The organism is Phyllobacterium brassicacearum, from assembly GCF_003010955.1.
Lineage (GTDB): Bacteria > Pseudomonadota > Alphaproteobacteria > Rhizobiales > Rhizobiaceae > Phyllobacterium > Phyllobacterium brassicacearum.
Genome location: NZ_PGGO01000087.1, coordinates 131329 through 146822, shown reverse-complemented (window position 1 = coordinate 146822; position 15494 = coordinate 131329). Strand labels below are relative to the sequence as shown.

At 58.8% G+C, this 15494-nt stretch carries 14 protein-coding genes and 1 pseudogene; 7 read left to right on the top strand and 8 right to left on the bottom strand.

The window, feature by feature from the left end; genetic code table 11:
- The first annotated feature begins 53 nt into the window (after window positions 1-53).
- Window positions 54-767, top strand: coding sequence for a tellurite resistance TerB family protein (locus tag CU102_RS29100; RefSeq protein ID WP_106714471.1), 714 nt, complete (start codon window positions 54-56; stop codon window positions 765-767).
- Window positions 768-815: 48 nt separating this feature from the next.
- On the opposite strand, the gene CU102_RS29095 is transcribed toward CU102_RS29100, so the two are convergent.
- Window positions 816-2000, bottom strand: a complete 1185-nt coding sequence (locus CU102_RS29095; protein ID WP_106714470.1) for a pyridoxal phosphate-dependent aminotransferase — start codon at window positions 1998-2000, stop codon at window positions 816-818.
- A 91-nt stretch (window positions 2001-2091) separates the two neighbouring features.
- Between CU102_RS29095 and CU102_RS29090 the strand changes: the two genes are divergently transcribed.
- A complete protein-coding gene (locus tag CU102_RS29090; protein ID WP_208113873.1) occupies window positions 2092-2766 on the top strand; it encodes a GNAT family N-acetyltransferase in 675 nt (224 codons plus the stop codon).
- Window positions 2767-3030: 264 nt separating this feature from the next.
- Window positions 3031-3243: a hypothetical protein gene (locus tag CU102_RS29085; RefSeq protein ID WP_106714469.1), complete on the top strand. Its 213-nt coding sequence runs from the start codon at window positions 3031-3033 to the stop codon at window positions 3241-3243.
- On the opposite strand, the pseudogene CU102_RS29080 reads toward CU102_RS29085, so the two are convergent.
- The 4 genes and pseudogenes from CU102_RS29080 to CU102_RS29065 all read right to left on the bottom strand — a co-directional run.
- Window positions 3240-4232: pseudogene (locus tag CU102_RS29080) on the bottom strand (nickel/cobalt transporter); the annotation flags it as partial. The gene CU102_RS29085 and the pseudogene CU102_RS29080 overlap by 4 nt on opposite strands.
- Before the next feature lie 178 nt (window positions 4233-4410).
- Window positions 4411-5064 carry a DUF1007 family protein gene (locus tag CU102_RS29075; RefSeq protein WP_106714467.1) on the bottom strand — a complete coding sequence of 218 codons (654 nt, stop codon included), beginning with the start codon at window positions 5062-5064 and terminating at the stop codon, window positions 4411-4413.
- Window positions 5065-5259: 195 nt separating this feature from the next.
- A complete protein-coding gene (locus tag CU102_RS29070) occupies window positions 5260-6156 on the bottom strand; it encodes a LysR family transcriptional regulator (protein WP_106714466.1) in 897 nt (298 codons plus the stop codon).
- Between the two features lies 1 nt (window position 6157).
- On the bottom strand, window positions 6158-7351 hold the full coding sequence (locus CU102_RS29065) for an amidase (RefSeq protein WP_106714465.1): 1194 nt from the start codon (window positions 7349-7351) through the stop codon (window positions 6158-6160).
- Between the two features lie 543 nt (window positions 7352-7894).
- Between CU102_RS29065 and odc2 the strand changes: the two genes are divergently transcribed.
- Together odc2 and CU102_RS29055 are read left to right on the top strand one after the other, a co-directional pair.
- Window positions 7895-9028 (top strand): ornithine/lysine decarboxylase, encoded by a 1134-nt coding sequence (odc2, locus tag CU102_RS29060; protein ID WP_106714464.1) that lies wholly within the window; start codon window positions 7895-7897, stop codon window positions 9026-9028.
- 82 nt (window positions 9029-9110) lie between these two features.
- Window positions 9111-9725, top strand: coding sequence for a GNAT family N-acetyltransferase (locus CU102_RS29055; protein ID WP_106714463.1), 615 nt, complete (start codon window positions 9111-9113; stop codon window positions 9723-9725).
- Window positions 9726-9762: 37 nt separating this feature from the next.
- On the opposite strand, the gene CU102_RS29050 is transcribed toward CU102_RS29055, so the two are convergent.
- The 3 genes from CU102_RS29050 to CU102_RS29040 form a co-directional block, all read right to left on the bottom strand.
- Window positions 9763-10377 carry an alpha/beta hydrolase gene (locus CU102_RS29050; RefSeq protein WP_106714462.1) on the bottom strand — a complete coding sequence of 205 codons (615 nt, stop codon included), beginning with the start codon at window positions 10375-10377 and terminating at the stop codon, window positions 9763-9765.
- Between the two features lie 171 nt (window positions 10378-10548).
- The gene (gene gndA, locus CU102_RS29045; protein WP_106714461.1) at window positions 10549-11967 is read right to left on the bottom strand and encodes an NADP-dependent phosphogluconate dehydrogenase; all 1419 of its coding nucleotides are present in this window, start codon (window positions 11965-11967) and stop codon (window positions 10549-10551) included.
- A gap of 100 nt (window positions 11968-12067) precedes the next feature.
- Window positions 12068-12901 (bottom strand): MurR/RpiR family transcriptional regulator, encoded by an 834-nt coding sequence (locus CU102_RS29040; protein WP_106714460.1) that lies wholly within the window; start codon window positions 12899-12901, stop codon window positions 12068-12070.
- Window positions 12902-13048: 147 nt separating this feature from the next.
- On the opposite strand from CU102_RS29040, the gene CU102_RS29035 reads away from it, so the two are divergent.
- Together CU102_RS29035 and CU102_RS29030 are read left to right on the top strand one after the other, a co-directional pair.
- Window positions 13049-13864, top strand: coding sequence for an N-formylglutamate amidohydrolase (locus CU102_RS29035; RefSeq protein ID WP_106714459.1), 816 nt, complete (start codon window positions 13049-13051; stop codon window positions 13862-13864).
- A gap of 66 nt (window positions 13865-13930) precedes the next feature.
- Window positions 13931-15484 carry an amino acid permease gene (locus CU102_RS29030; RefSeq protein ID WP_106714458.1) on the top strand — a complete coding sequence of 518 codons (1554 nt, stop codon included), beginning with the start codon at window positions 13931-13933 and terminating at the stop codon, window positions 15482-15484.
- Window positions 15485-15494 lie beyond the last annotated feature (10 nt).

The following is a 15494-nucleotide window of genomic DNA, read 5'->3' as shown; positions in this document are numbered from 1 at the left end:
TGCGTTCTCTTGTGCGTCCAATCGGACGCAGAACGCAACGGAGGGAGATTTGCATGCTTGATCCGAAGAAGATTCTCACTGATTTCCTGGGAAGCAACATTCCCGGAACAGGAACCTCGGTTCGCGATACGGCCGGCAAGGCAACACAAATGGCCAAGGACAATCCGCTTGCTGCCGGCGCTCTGGCTGCGATCCTGCTTGGTACGGGCACGGGCCGCGAGGTGGCGGGCGGGGCATTGAAGCTCGGTGGTCTCGCTGCCGTTGCAGGACTGGCCTACAAGGCCTATCAGAACTATCAGAGCGGCAAGGCGCCGGCCGAAGCCGAGCAGACCGCGGGCGGAGAACTGCTGCCACCTCCGGACGATTCCAGTTTCCATCCCAAGACTGCGCCGCAGGGTGAGCATGAATTTGCGCTGGTGCTAGTGCGCGCGATGATCGCCGCGGCCCGTGCCGACGGACACATCGACGATGCCGAGCGGGCGCGCATTGCCGAGAAACTGTCGCTCTCCGGCCTCAACAGCGATACGCAGGAATTCCTGACCAATGAACTGAACGCGCCGGTGGATATCGATGCGCTGGTGGCGGCTGCCGTTACCGACGCGCAGAAGGTCGAGCTCTACACTGCTTCTCGCCTGACCATCGAGCCTAAGACCCGCGCCGAGCGCGGCTATCTCGATCTCCTGGCCGGACGTTTGAAGCTGCCGGACAGCCTGATCGATCATATCGAAGCCACTGTGGCCAATGTGAAGACGAATACGCCGGCTTAGCAGATACTGGCTCCTTTACCCTCCCCACAAGGGGAGGGTCAGGCAGTGCTACTTCGCCAGAAACTTCTCGATCCGCTCGATGGCGCGCAGGATGTTCTCTTCCGAATTGGCATAGGACAGACGGATATAGCCTTCGCCAAGAATGCCGAAATCCGGGCCGCCGATCAGCGCGACACCTGCTTCGTCGAGCAGCGCCGAAGCCAGCTGCTTGGCGGGCCAGCCAGTCTCCTTGACATTGGGGAAGGCATAGAACGCGCCTTTCGGCGTGGCGCAACTGATGCCGGGCAGGCTATTGAGACCGTCGACGACAATCTTGCGGCGGTTGTCGAAAGCCTTGCACATCTTGATCACATCGTCCTGTGGCCCGTCGATGGCGGCGATGCCCGCGAACTGGCTCGGAGCGTTGACACAGGACCAGCAGTTCACCGCAAGCTTGCGCACCTTGTCGTAGAGCTGACCACTCTCTTGCGAATTTGGCCAGATCGACCAGCCCATGCGCCAGCCGGTCATCGCCCAGGTCTTTGACCAGCCATTGAGGATGATCAGCCGGTCGCGGATTTCCGGGAACGAGAGGAGCGAGCAATGTTCCTCGCCATCATAGGTCATGACGTCGTAGATCTCGTCGGACATGATAGCCACATGCGGGTGAGCCTCGAGACCCTTCACGAGCTTCTCGATTTCCGCTTTCGGCGTGACGCCGCCGGTCGGATTGGCCGGCGAATTGAGGATCAGAAGCCGGGTCTTCGGCGTGATCAACGCCAGAGTTTCCTCGGCGGAGAAGGCGAAGCCGTTTTCCTCGCGGATGGGAACAGGGATGGGCTTTGCCCCCGTGAACTCGATCATCGAGCGGTAGATCGGGAAACCCGGGTCCGGATAGAGAATTTCAGCACCTGGCTCGCCGAAAATGAGGATGGCGGCGAACATGGTCACCTTGCCGCCGGGGACCACCATGACGTTTTCGGGTGAGACTTCGACACCCGTGGTGGCCAGCGTGCGGCGGACGACCGCCTCACGGGCAGCAAGCAGGCCGGTTGCCGGCGTATAGCCGTGATAACCGTCCTTCAGCGCCTTGATCGCCGCTTCGACGATGTGCGCGGGCGTTTTGAAATCCGGCTGGCCGATGCCAAGGTTGATGATGTCCTTGCCTTGCGCGGCGAGGGCAGTGGCGCGGGCGAGGACGGCAAAGGCATTCTCTTCGCCGATACGATCGAACCCGGAAATAGTCCGCAGCATTTTCTTGTCTCACATACAATTTTCAACTTCTGCTTTGTGCGTGCGCCATCGTATGGAGTCAAATACTCTTATATTCAGGCAGGTAAATATCATGACCGATCTTGCAGACTGGACGCCGCGCCCTTCTCCTGCCCGCGAGCCGCTCGACGGCCGCTACGTCCGCCTGGAGCCGCTCGACGCGGCAAGGCATGGCGATGAGCTTTACGAGGCTTCGTCGGTTGCTGACGCCGACGACCGTTTCCGCTTCCTCTTCGAAAATCCAGCGCAAGATCGTGAAGCCTTTGCGGCATGGCTGGAAAAAGTCGAAGCGAGCAGGGATCCGCTGTTTTTCGCTGTCATCGACAAGGCGAGCGGCAAGGTGGCCGGACGCCAGACCCTGATGCGCATTGACCCGGTATTCGGTGTGATCGAGATCGGCAATATTTATTGGGGGCCGCTGATTTCGCGCAAGCCGGCGGCGACGGAAGCGCAGTTCCTGTTCATGCAATATGCCTTCGATGGCCTCGGCTACCGGCGCTACGAGTGGAAATGCAACAATGCCAACGAGCCTTCAAAGCGCGCGGCCGAGCGTTTCGGCTTCACGTTCGAGGGCATTTTCCGCCAGCATATGGTGCAGAAGGGCAAGAACCGCGATACCGCCTGGTATTCGGTCATTGACAGCGAATGGCCGCAGCTGAAAGCAGCCTATCAGGCCTGGCTCTCGCCGGATAATTTCGATGCCGAGGGCAAGCAGATCAAGCGGCTGGAAGAGTTTCGGGTAGGGTGAGTTTGTGGCGGCGCGGGTTATCTCTCCCCTTGAGGGAGAGAAAGCGATTTCAGCATCTTAGCTCTTGCTAAGTGCTAGAAATCGCAAGGGGATTTAGAACTCACAACCCTATCCCCTCTCATGGATTTTCTAAGGATTTAGCTAAGGCTAGATCCTTAGAAAATCCTTTCTCCTCCACAAGGGGGAGATAAATGTGGTGCACTTGCATAAAACCCCCACGCGGCTACAACGCGCTGAGATGCATCGAACAAGGGCCAATGAAGCGTGACTGATCCGAAAACCCGTAATGCGGCCATTGCAGCCGCCTGTATCATGTTCGGCTTTGGCCTCGTCGCCTACTGGATGCCCACCCTGATGCTCGCGCTGGGCGAACGCTCAACGCTTGCAGCGGGCATCTTCGCAATCGTCTTTGTTGTTGGGTTCTTCCTGGTGTTCTGGCTGCGCGCCAGAAAACAGCATGAGGATGAGCGTTCTTAAAAACGCATCGAGGCGGTCAGGAGCAGTACACCAAAAAGGACGATAAACAGCGCGCCGCTGATTTCAATGATGTTCTGAACCCGGCCCGAAAGCGCACTAGCGCCCGAGATTTTCAACGCCGCGTTCTTGGCAGTGACAGCCAGCGTTGCCAATATTGCAACGGTGATGAACGTACCAAGCGCCATGGCAAATACCGAGAGCACGCCCCCGAGGATCAAGCCGTTCAGAAGCGAGAACGTCAGGACGATAAGCGCGCCAGAGCATGGACGCAGGCCCACCGCGATGATTGCGGCCCAAGCGGTCTTCCAGTTGAAGTCACCGCCAAGCATAGCCGGGTCCGGCGCATGCGCGTGGCCACACGTGGCGCAGACTTCGCCCTCGGCGTGATGGTGATGGTCGTGGTCGTGCGCATGATGGCTATGGGCACGCGTGTGCGAATGGTCGTGATGGTGATCGTGGCCATGATCCGTCAGGGGCGAGCCATGCTTTTCGGAAACGAGATGCGCGACCTGAGGGCGGAACAGCAACGGTACCTTGCGCCACAGCAGCGACAGTCCAAAGGCGATGATCAGGACGAAGCTCGCCATTTCCATGTAATGTGCGGCGTCATCCATCGAGACTGTCGTTCCGCGCAGAACCAGGAAGGTAAGGCCAATGACAAAGATCGCGGAGAGCGCCTGCAGCATCGACGATGCAAAGGAGAGCAGGACACCGCGCCTCAGAGTTGTCTCATTGGCCAGCATGTAGGAGGAAATCACTGCCTTGCCGTGACCGGGACCCACCGCGTGTAGAATGCCGTAGAGAAATGACAGTCCGACAAGGATCGAGGCTTGCCACGGATCCTCACGCATGGCCTTGAGGGCGTGGGTCATGGCGAGGTAGAAATTGCGCTGCTGGACATTGATCCAGAGAATGAGTTCAGCGAATGGGCCCGTGGGCTGCATCGCCACTTCGTTTGCGCCGATGCCCAGCGATGACTGCGCCAGTGCATGGCCACTGAAAAGTGTTACGAGTACCAAAGCGCCAAACAGGGTCCGTTTCCGCATCATTCTATCCCTTTGTCGCCCTGGAGCATTGCCGTCTTCTTCGAATCACGGAAATGCACCAGTCCGTTGTTTTTGCGCAATTCCGGACGCGAAACCGCTTCGAACTTTTCCTGGGCTTGCTCTAAGGGGCGCATTCGATTTCGAGCCGCGTCGCGAATATTTTCGACATGTTGGTGCCAGTCGGATCGTTGAAGAAGGCCTCGGTCAGTGTGCCCTGATTGGCGGCAATGGCTTCGTCCGGATTCGGGCGAACCACTTTCTGCGTGCAGCCGCCGGGCAGACCTTTGACGTGAATGTCCGTGTCATTCACGTAATCGATGGCCGTATAGAAAGTCGGGTCGTACACACCGAAACTGGTCTTCTTGCCGAGCTTGAGCGGTTGTTTTGGCGTGCTTTCGAAGATGATCAGCAGCTGATTGTTCTGGAAGTCGGCCAGCAGATTCCCAGGGATCGCCATGGCAATATTCTTGCCGTCGAGCGTAACGGCTTGGAAATAGTCGTACTCTGCGATCGAATCCTTGATGGTACTGGCAAGGTCAGCCAGTTCCTTCTCATCGAGCTTCATGTCGGCGTTCTTGTCGAACTCGACCAGCACGGTGCTCGAGAAAAGATCATCAAAACGCCAGACGTGGCCGAGCTTTTCGACTGTCCCGTCGGGCTTGATCGTAAGATCGAGCCGTGCTTCGGCAAAGACGTGCGGGTGCACATAGGCGGGTGTGGCGAGGAACAGTCCCGCCGCAAGCGCGCCGCCGAAAACCGCGAATCTCTGGAGCATGGATGACCCTTTGTGAGTTGCTGCACAGGACATCCCGAACTTGGCGAAATTGGGACGATATAACATTTTCACGCCCTTCGATTGCGCCGAAACCGCTGCAAGCTGCAGTGTCGAGCTGCTCGACCGGGGAAAGACCCCGTCCTTCGTACCCCTCCTTGCATCTTTTGGCCGTTTCAGGCGCCATTGTCGACCATATTAATGGGTCCTGACCCTAAACCACTTGGCGAGATAATCAACGAGGACCCGCACCTTTGCCGGAAGGTAACGGCGATGCGGATAGACCGCATAGATGCCGGCATCGCGCGGCACAAATGCTTCGAGAACACTGACGAGCCTGCCGCTCTCGATGTCCGTCCGGGCGATGAAGTCCGGGATCAATGCAAACCCAAGTCCGGCAAGCGCTGCCCGCCGCCCCGAAAGCGGGCTGTTGATTTCGATGGGCCCGGAGACCTGTACCGATAGCGGCGCCCCGTCGTCGTTGCGGAATTGCCAGGCGTTGCGTGTCCGATTGTTGGTATCGATGATACAAGGCAAGCCCGCGAGTTGTTCGGGCCGTGTGGGCCGCCCCACGCGCTCGACCAGTTGCGGCGAGCCGCACACGATGACGTGAAAGGGCGCGATGCGCTTGGCAATGAGGGACGAGTCCTGCATGCGGGTAATGCGAATGGCGAGATCGAAGCCTTCTTCGACAAGGTCCACAAAGCGGTCGTCGAGCCGCACATCGAGCACAATGTCGGGCTGCTCGGCGCAGAAATCGACGAGGCACTGGCCTATATCGGCGTCGGCGAACGTGCGGGGCGCGGAGATCTTGATACGGCCCTTGATGTCACTGCTCGATTCGCGCACCGCCTCCTGCAGGCTTTCGACCTCGCGCAGAATCTCGCTGGCGCGCTGATAATAGGTGTGCCCCGCTTCAGTCAGCGAGAATTGCCGGGTCGTCCGATTAAGAAGGAGTGCGCCGAGCTCGTCTTCCAGCTCACGCACATATTTGGAGAGGAGTGCCTTCGACCGCCCGATCTTGCGCGCCGCCGCTGAAAAACCTTCAGCCTCGACCACGTCGATGAAGGCGCGCATGCGTGTGAGCGTATCCATGTCAGGCCTGCCCTTCCGAAGTATTCAAAATGGCCCGTCCAAGCCGGATCAATGCGAGGTCACTGCCCTTCGGGCCGAGCAGGGAAATGCCGAACGGCGCGCCGTGAACCTCGCCGAGCGGCAGGGTGATCTGCGGAAAGCCCGACAATCCGGAGAGGCAGAACAACCGCACACAGCGTTCGCGATAGGCCTGAGATTCATCAAATGATGTGGTGACAAGCGGCGCTGCCCCGGGGACTGTCGGCATGACCATTACCCCGTCGTCTTTGAGCAGGTCGGACAACTCGCTACGGAAAAGGTCACGGCGCTTCGTTTGCGCCTGATAGGTTTCGAAGTCGATCGTCGAGCCATATTCAAACCGCTCTTTGACAGCTGGACCAAGATTTCGCTCCTTCTGCGAAATCCACGCACCATGGGCCGCCCAGGCTTCGAAACCCTGGATCTGCCGCAGGCAAAGGTAAAGGTCATCCATTGACGCCGTGGGCTGGCGGGCCGACCGAGCCTGGCCGAGATGGGCGCAGACGGTCGAGTACATCTTCCTGTAGGCGGCATCTTCCGCTTCGCCGAGCAGCAAATGTTCGAGCAAGGGAATGAAGAGCGGGCGACCGAGTTTGAACTCCTCGTCATCCGGCCCGAGGAGAACGGAGCCGACCTTTTCGTAGAGAGCGATATCCCGGGCGAACCAGCCGAACGTGTCGAGCGAGTGCGCGAGCGGCATTGTGCCTTCGAGCGAAATGCGCCCGTGGGTCGTGCGAAGGCCGACAAGACCGCAGAAGCTTGCCGGCGCGCGGATCGATCCACCCGTGTCGGTACCAACAGCGATTGTGGCGAGGCCGCCCGCGACGGCCGAAACCGAACCTGAGGATGAACCGCCAGGAACGCGGTCCGGCGCCCTCGGATTAACGGGATGCGGATAATGTGCGTTCTGGCCCATCATGGAAAAGGCGAGTTCGTCGGTCTGGGTCTTGCCGACAAATCGGGCACCGGCGTCGAACAGTTTCTGCACTGCGGGAGCGGTCTTTACCGCGGAGAGTGATTCGCTTTCTTTTTGCGGGTTCCCGCACCCGGTGATCATTCCGGCCACGTCGAAAATGTCTTTGACGGCCAAGGTTTCGCCGGTCAGCGGCCCAATGCCTGAAGCGACAACGGGCAGCGGCAGATCCAGCAGGGCATTCAGGGGCGGAATTGTGCTCATCGTTCAATGATTCTAGGTCATTTGCCTCGGCTTGTTCAATGAATAAAAAATTTCGCGCTGCCCCACATTTTCATTGATTGGACACATCTTTCCACTTATATGGCCTTTGCCCAAAGTCGCACGTGCCCATGGGTGTCCGCCGATCTTCATTATGGTGAGGAAACGGTATGGTACCTGGAACTAACCCCTCCAGTCAGTTTAACGGCCAACTGTTAAGCTGAGGACATCTGAAGCAACGACGGTGCGGGCCTTTCTGGTGTCTTCCGGCTGTCCATAAGCCGGGATTACTGAAGAGGCACACCTTCATTGCCGGTAGTGCGGATGGGTTCATCCAAGCCAAGGCAGACAAAGCGGATTTACGCTGACTTTAGCGTGGGTCCATCGCCGCATGAATCTTTCCCGTGGTTCCAGCACCTCCAAAGGCTGGCCTCGCGCTGGACCGACTCTTGCACTTTGTCCCTGCGGTCCATCGGGCGTGTCCCCTGAAAACCGCGACTTGCTTTCAAGGCGGCCGGAAGTGCCGCCACGGATTGGAGACCCAAGATGGCTACACAGCGCATCCTCGACTTCATCAATACCCGACGCCCGAACGGTCCCTGCATGGTGCTTGATCTCGAGGTGGTCCGGGAAAATTTTCATAATTTCGAGATGGCGTTGCCGGAATCGAAAATCTTCTACGCAGTGAAGGCCAATCCTGCGCCCGAAATCCTGCGCCTGCTCGCCTCGCTTGGCTCGAGCTTCGACACTGCCTCCGTTGCAGAAGTCGAAATGGCGCTCGATGCCGGCGCAACGGCTGACCGCATCTCCTTCGGCAACACGATCAAGAAGGAGCGCGACATCGCCCGCGCCTTCGAGCTCGGCATCCGCCTGTTCGCTGTCGATTGCGTCGAGGAAGTCGAGAAGGTTGCACGCGCAGCTCCCGGCTCGCGGGTCTTCTGCCGCGTTTTGACCGATGGCGCCGGTGCCGAATGGCCGCTGTCGCGCAAGTTCGGCTGCGTGCCGGCAATGGCCGTCGACGTACTGCGCGCTGCGCAGAAGCTTGGCCTCGAGTCCTATGGTGTTTCGTTCCATGTCGGTTCGCAGCAGACGGATCTCGCTGCCTGGGACCGTGCGCTTGGTGACGCCAAGCAGGTGTTCGATACGCTCGCCCTGGAAGGCATCACGTTGAAGATGGTCAATATGGGCGGTGGTTTCCCGACCCGTTACCTCAAGGACGTGCCGACCGCCCAGGCCTATGGCCAGGCGATCTTCCAGGCTTTGAGCAAGCATTTCGGCAACCGTCTGCCCGAGACCATCATTGAGCCCGGCCGCGGCATGGTCGGCAATGCCGGTGTCATCAAGGCAGAAGTCGTGCTCGTGTCGAAGAAGGCCGATAACGACAATGTACGCTGGGTCTATCTCGACATCGGCAAGTTCGGCGGTCTTGCCGAGACGATGGACGAGGCGATCCGCTACCAGATCACCACACCGCGCGACGGTGACCGCGCTGAGCCTTGCGTTCTCGCCGGCCCGACCTGCGATAGCGCCGACGTGATGTACGAAAAGAACCCCTATCCGCTTCCCCTGTCGCTGACCATCGGCGACGAGGTGCTGATCGAGGGAACGGGCGCCTACACCACGACCTACTCGGCGGTTGCTTTCAACGGGTTTGAACCACTCCGATCATACGTCATCTAACCGGGCTTTGCCCGGTTGTGGACAGCTGTCCGGCGCTCGCCGGACAGCGATGACGCACCCTTATGATTGATTGGTTAAGACAATGAGCGCAGCAGACTACATCCAACAGAACCTGCATCCGGAGGGATCGCAGGGCTTTATGATCCTCAATGAGACCGCGCAGGACGAACGGGCGCGCGAAGCTTTGCTCGACCGCGCCATGGGCGAGGGACGGCGGCGCAAATCTTCTGAAAAGCTGAGGCGCGGGCGGCTGCCTTCAGCTGGGCTTGCCTTTGTCGCGCGCGGCCATGATGGCACGTTGCTCGGCACGGTCCGGCTTTGGGATATCCAGGCCGGTCATGATGCAGCGGGCAAGCCGGTGCGGGCGCTTTTGCTCGGACCTTTGGCCGTGGAACCCGCACTCAAGGGGCAGGGCATCGGTGTCGCGCTGATGCGGCATGCGATCGCCGAGGCTGCGCGCCTTGGACACGGCACCATCGTCCTGGTTGGTGATCCCGAATATTACGAGCGTTTCGGATTCAGCGGCGATAAGACGAGCGAGCTTGCGATGCCTGGTCCTGTCGAGCGCCGGCGGTTCCTGGCGCTGGAACTGAAGCAAGGGCATCTTGAAGGTTGCCATGGCTTGCTGAGCCCGAGAGGACGGAAGTCATCGCGGGCGATGAAAATCCTGCCGGTGTCGCTGCGATTTTCCATGTAAGGAATAAAGAACCGGCCGTTTGGCCGGTTTTTTATTGTTAGACGCTCTCACGAACAAAACGTTCGATCGCCACCACTTCGCCTTGCTGGATCTCGTGACCGCCGGAGTGCCAGACAAGGTCGGTCTCAACCCCCTGTGCGATCAGATAATCGGCCAAGGACTGTGTCATCGCCGGCGGGCAGATGGTGTCGAGCCTGCCGGCCGTGATCAGGACGCGCTTCCCCGCAAGGCCTATTTGTGGCGCCGGGGTCCACGGAACCAGCGGGTGCATGAGGATCGCTTCGTCAAACAGGCCCGGCTGCTCCAGCATCACGGATGCAAGAATATTGGCGCCATTGGAGTAGCCGAGACCGATCACACTCGATGGCTTCGCAATGGCCTTATGGGCACGAATAAAATCCGCCATCGCACTGGTGCGTCTGGCGAGATCATCCATGTCATAGACACCTTCGCCAGTGCGGCGAAAGAAACGCGAGGCGCCATGCTCGGATACATCGCCGCGGGGCGAAACAATGCCGGCTTGCGGCAGCAAGCGCCGGCCGAAATCGAAGAACTGATTTTCGTCGCCACCCGTGCCGTGAAAAACGAACAGGAGCGGGCTTCCCGGCCGCTCGGCCTTATAGATGCGATGCTGATAACTATCGATTGACATGTCTAACCTCTCCAGTGCGGCACCGCCCAAGCGCCAACACTCTCATTGGCTTCGTTTTGCATGCCCGACATATGCGGCGGGAGGCGGCATTGTTAAACCCGCCACTCGCTTGATGCATTGTCGCCGCTCCATGGACAATCGCGGCAGACGATAGACGAATTATTGACGCATTCAACCTACATCCGACCAAGGGCCGTGGAAATCGCCTTCCTCATCGAGGCGTTTGAACCCGTGCGCGCCGAAGAAATCACGCTGGGCCTGAATAAGACTCGCTGTGCCGCGCGCCTGGCGATAACCGTCGAAATAATTGAGTGCGGCCGAAAGGGCAGGGGTTGGCAGGCCGACAAGGGCCGCTTGGGCAACGACCTTGCGCAGGGAAGCCGAGCCGGTCTTCATCCGCTCGATGAACGCCGGCGCGAGGAGGAGGTTCTTGCCTTCGCTGCCTTCGAAAGCTGCGGCGATCTGATCAAGAAACTGCGAGCGGATGATGCAGCCGGCGCGCCAGATGCGCGCAGTGGTTGCGAGCGGAATATTCCAGCCATGTTCCTTCGAGGCGCCTGCCATCACATCGAAACCTTGCGCATAGGCGGCAATCTTGCCGGCCAGCAAGCCGTCTTCCAGTGCGTCGATGAACGCTTGACCGCCATCCGCCAGCTTGGCGGTGCCGAGATCGCCATAGGCTTTTGACGCTTCGCTCCGCTCCTTGACCAGCGACGAGATCGATCGCGCGGCCACTGCTGCTTCAATGCCGGTTGCCGGGATGCCGAGCATCTGCGCCTCGATGGCAGCCCAGCGCCCGGTTCCCTTTTGGCCGGCGCTATCGAGGATGACGTCGACTGCGGGTTTTCCAGTCTTCTTGTCGGTTGCAGCCAAGACCTTGGCAGTGATCTCGATGAGGTAGGAATTCAGCGGGCCGGCATTCCACTTTTCGAAGATGCTGCCGATCGCCTCCGGTGCGAGGCCGAGGCCGTCGCGCAACACGCCATAGACCTCGGCGATCATCTGCATGTCGGCATACTCGATGCCGTTGTGGATAGTCTTGACGAAATGGCCGGCGCCATCAGGACCGAGCAGGGCAGAGCAAGATTCGCCCTCATACTTCGCGGAGATCGCGGTCAATACCGGTTCGATGCGGGCGTAGGATTCGGGCGTGCCACCGACCATGATGGATGGGCCGTGGCGTGCACCTTCCTCACCACCGGAAACGCCCATACCGACAAATGTCGGATCGTTGGGGCCGAGTTCGGCGAGGCGCCGTACAGTGTCATGGAAGTTGGCGTTGCCGGCATCGATGATGATGTCATCTTTCGCGAGATATGGCGTCAGAGCTACGATCTGTTCGTCGACGGCTTCTCCGGCTTTGACCATCAGGATGATCGGGCGCGGCGCACGGATGCTCTTCGCCAGCTCTTCGAGGGTCTCGCAAGGAATGATCTGGTCCTTCAGGCGGCCTGCTTCTTCGTAGAACTCGCTGGTCTTGACCACGGTCCGGTTGAAAACTGCGACGCGATAACCGTTGTCGGCGATATTGAGTGCCAAATTGGCGCCCATGACGCCAAGGCCGATCAATCCGATATCAGCTTGCTGCATGATTTTGGTCCTTGCTTATTTCGATGCTTGGCCCGGAGGGCCGTCTTCGGTCCGGGTGAGCATTTGTATATCAACGGCAATGATCAGTTGCATTCACAATCTAATTATCACGCAGCTTTTCCATGTCGCGGATGCGATCGGCGCTGCTCTTTTCCAGTTTGCGCGTGACTTCTGCGATCAAGGTCTCGGCCACAAGGAAGAGCGTCGCAGACGAATCCCAGGGCGAGGGTACGGCCGTACGGCCGGCGATGACATGACGGGCAAAGCGGGCGATGGGCGAAAGCCATTGATCGGTTATCAGGACAATCTCTACCCCGCGTGCCTGTGCCTTTTCGGCGAAGCGGATCAGGCTCTGCTGGTAGCGGCGGATATCGAAGATGACGAGGACATCCTTCTTTCCCATGTCGATCAGATGGTCGCGCCAATGGCTTTCCTGGCCAGTAAGATGGGTCACGCCCGGTCGGGTGATCTTGAGATGCGCGGCCATATATCGGGCAATCGGATCGGTGAAGCGGCCTCCCAGAAGATAGATGCGGGCGCGGTTGCGGCTGATTGCATCGGTCACATCATCCAGTTGTTGTGCCGAAAGATGCTGGAAGGTCTCACGAATATTCTCAATTGCGGCTTCCATGAGAGGGAATACCGGGCCGTCCTTCGCCGTCTGGATCGTGCTCGCGCGGTTCCAGGGCGACTGCACCTGAGCGGCCAGTTCCTCCTGTAGCGCTCCCTGGAAGTCGGGGTAACTCTGGAAGCCGAGACGGGAAACAAAACGGAGAATCGTTGGCGAACTTACGCCGGCCTGAGTCGAAAATTCGGCGACCGTGCGCAAGCCGATCAACGGATAATTGGCGATCAGCGTCTGCGCAGCTTTGCGTTCCGATGCGGGCATCGCGTCGATTTTCTCCGCTATCAGCTCGGAAATGCTGGTCGTCATCGCTTCTTCCCCATTTTTGCCATGACCCGAATCCGGCTAAATGCAATTTTCGGATTTGACAATCTTGCTTGTTATGTATCAAATCATACGAGAGTGGAAATAAAAACAAAAAATGTAACGTAAGATACAGTTGCCGAAGAGGGCAAGATGGGATTGTCGAGGACAGTGGCGCATGACTGGAATCCAGTCCGGGTATCGAACCCCGACGGGCGCTCGCAGTTTGTCATCCTTTGCGACCATGCCTCCAACCACATACCTGATGACTTCGGCACGCTTGGCCTTGATCCGGGTGATTTGCAGAAGCATATCGCCTGGGACCCCGGCGCGTTGGGCGTCAGTCAGGTGATGAGCCAACAGCTGGACGCGCCGCTGGTCGAATCCTGCGTGTCGCGCCTCATCATCGATTGCAACCGCCCGCTCGATGCGCCGGACCTCATGCCCTCCTTGAGCGAAGCGACGACGATTCCCGGCAATGTGGATCTGGACGAGGCCGCCAGATCGCACCGGGTCGCGCTGTCGCACAAGCCATATCACGCCGCCATCGAGAAACTGGCAGATGAGCGTGCAAGCAATGGCATGCCTGATCCGATCTACGTGGCGGTGCATTCCTATACGCCCGTCTATCGCGGGGTGACCCGTCCCTGGCATATCGGTATCATTCATGACGACGATGACAGGGTTGCCGCGCCATTGATCGCCGGGCTGCAGGCATTGAAGCAGTTCAATGTCGGCATCAACGAACCTTATTCACCGGCAGACCGTGTCTACTACACGCTGGAGCGGCACGCTTCGGCCTTTGGACTACCGGCAGTGATGATCGAGATACGGAACGATCTGATCACCACTCCACCACAAGAACAGGTATGGGCTGAAACACTCTCAAGCCTTCTGCGCGACATCATACAAAACCCCCCTTCGGGAATGGCGGGGATATCAAAGAAGGAAACGGTAAACGGGAAGTAGGGGGCATAGCTCCCAACAGGGCGGTATCTGACGTTGCAACTCTTTAAAGAATAATAGGGGAACGTGATGACACACCATGATTATACGGACACTGACAAGCTGGAGGACGTAAAGGTCCTCCACGGCATGGGCTATGCCCAGGAACTGGAACGGCGCATGAGCCGTTTTTCGAACTTCGCAATTTCATTCTCGATCATCTGCATCCTGTCCGGCGGTATCAATTCCCTGGCGCAGGCTACTTCGGGCGCCGGTGGTGCAGCGATCGGCATTGGCTGGCCGCTCGGCTGCCTTGTCTCCGCGGTTTTCGCCATCGCCATGGCGCAGATCAGCTCCGCCTATCCAACCGCTGGCGGGCTTTATCACTGGGGATCGATCCTTGGCAATCGCGGTACTGGCTGGCTGACCGCCTGGTTCAATCTGCTTGGTCTCATTACCGTTTTGGGCGCCATCAACGTCGGCACGTATTATTTCTTCATAGGCGCCTTCGGCGGTTATCTCGGGATAGAAGATTCGACTACGGTGCGGATCGTATTCCTTGCCATCCTGACGGGATTGCAGGCGCTCATCAACCATATGGGCATTGGCTTGACCGCCAAGCTAACCGACTTTTCGGGATACCTGATTTTTGTCACGGCAATTGCCCTTGCGGTCGTGTGCCTTGCGGTTGCGGACAGCTATGACATCGGCCGCCTCTTTACCTTCTCCAACTATTCCGGTGAGGCAGGTGGCAATGTCTGGCCGGCGACCTCGGGCGCTTGGGTCTTCCTGCTTGGCCTGTTGCTGCCGATCTACACGATCACAGGCTATGACGCGTCCGCCCATACATCGGAAGAGACCGTTAAGGCGGCTCACTCGGTACCGCGTGGCATGGTATCGTCGGTGCTGTGGTCTGCAGTCTTCGGCTACATCATGCTCTGTTCGTTCGTGCTGATGATCCCCGACATGAATGCGGCTGCAGCCCAGGGCTGGAACGTCTTCTTCTGGGCGATGGGCGAACAGGTCAATCCGCTCGTGAAGGATATTCTCTATTTCCTGATCTTCATCTGCCAGTTCCTGTGCGGACTTGCCACCGTCACTTCCGTTTCGCGCATGATCTTCGCCTTTGCCCGTGACAAGGGACTTCCCGGCTCGAGCGCCTTGTCGAAAGTCAGCCCGCAGCACCGCACCCCGGTTGCGGCGATCTGGACAGGCTCGATCCTCTCGGTCCTGTTCGTCTGGGGCTCGTCGCTTGTGTCGATCGGTGAAACACCTGTCTATACGATCGTCGTGTCCTGCACGGTCATCTTCCTGTTCTTCTCATTCGCCATTCCGATCGCGCTGGGCTTCTTCGCCTGGGGCACGCCGAAGTGGAACAAGATGGGACCATGGGATCTGGGAGAGGCCAAATTCAAGCTCTTTGCGGTACTCTCCGCGCTCGCCATGGCCTTGATCTTCATTATTGGCATTCAGCCGCCAAATGAATGGGCCCTCTATATCACTGTCGGCTTCCTGATCGTCACGGCGGGTGTCTGGTACGGCTTCGAGCAGCGCCGCTTCCGCGGACCGCCCATTGGTGACGAAGTTGCCAGGCGCGCTGCAGAAATCGCGGCAGCCGAAAAGGCAGTCGGCGAACGAGCCTGATTTCAACAAA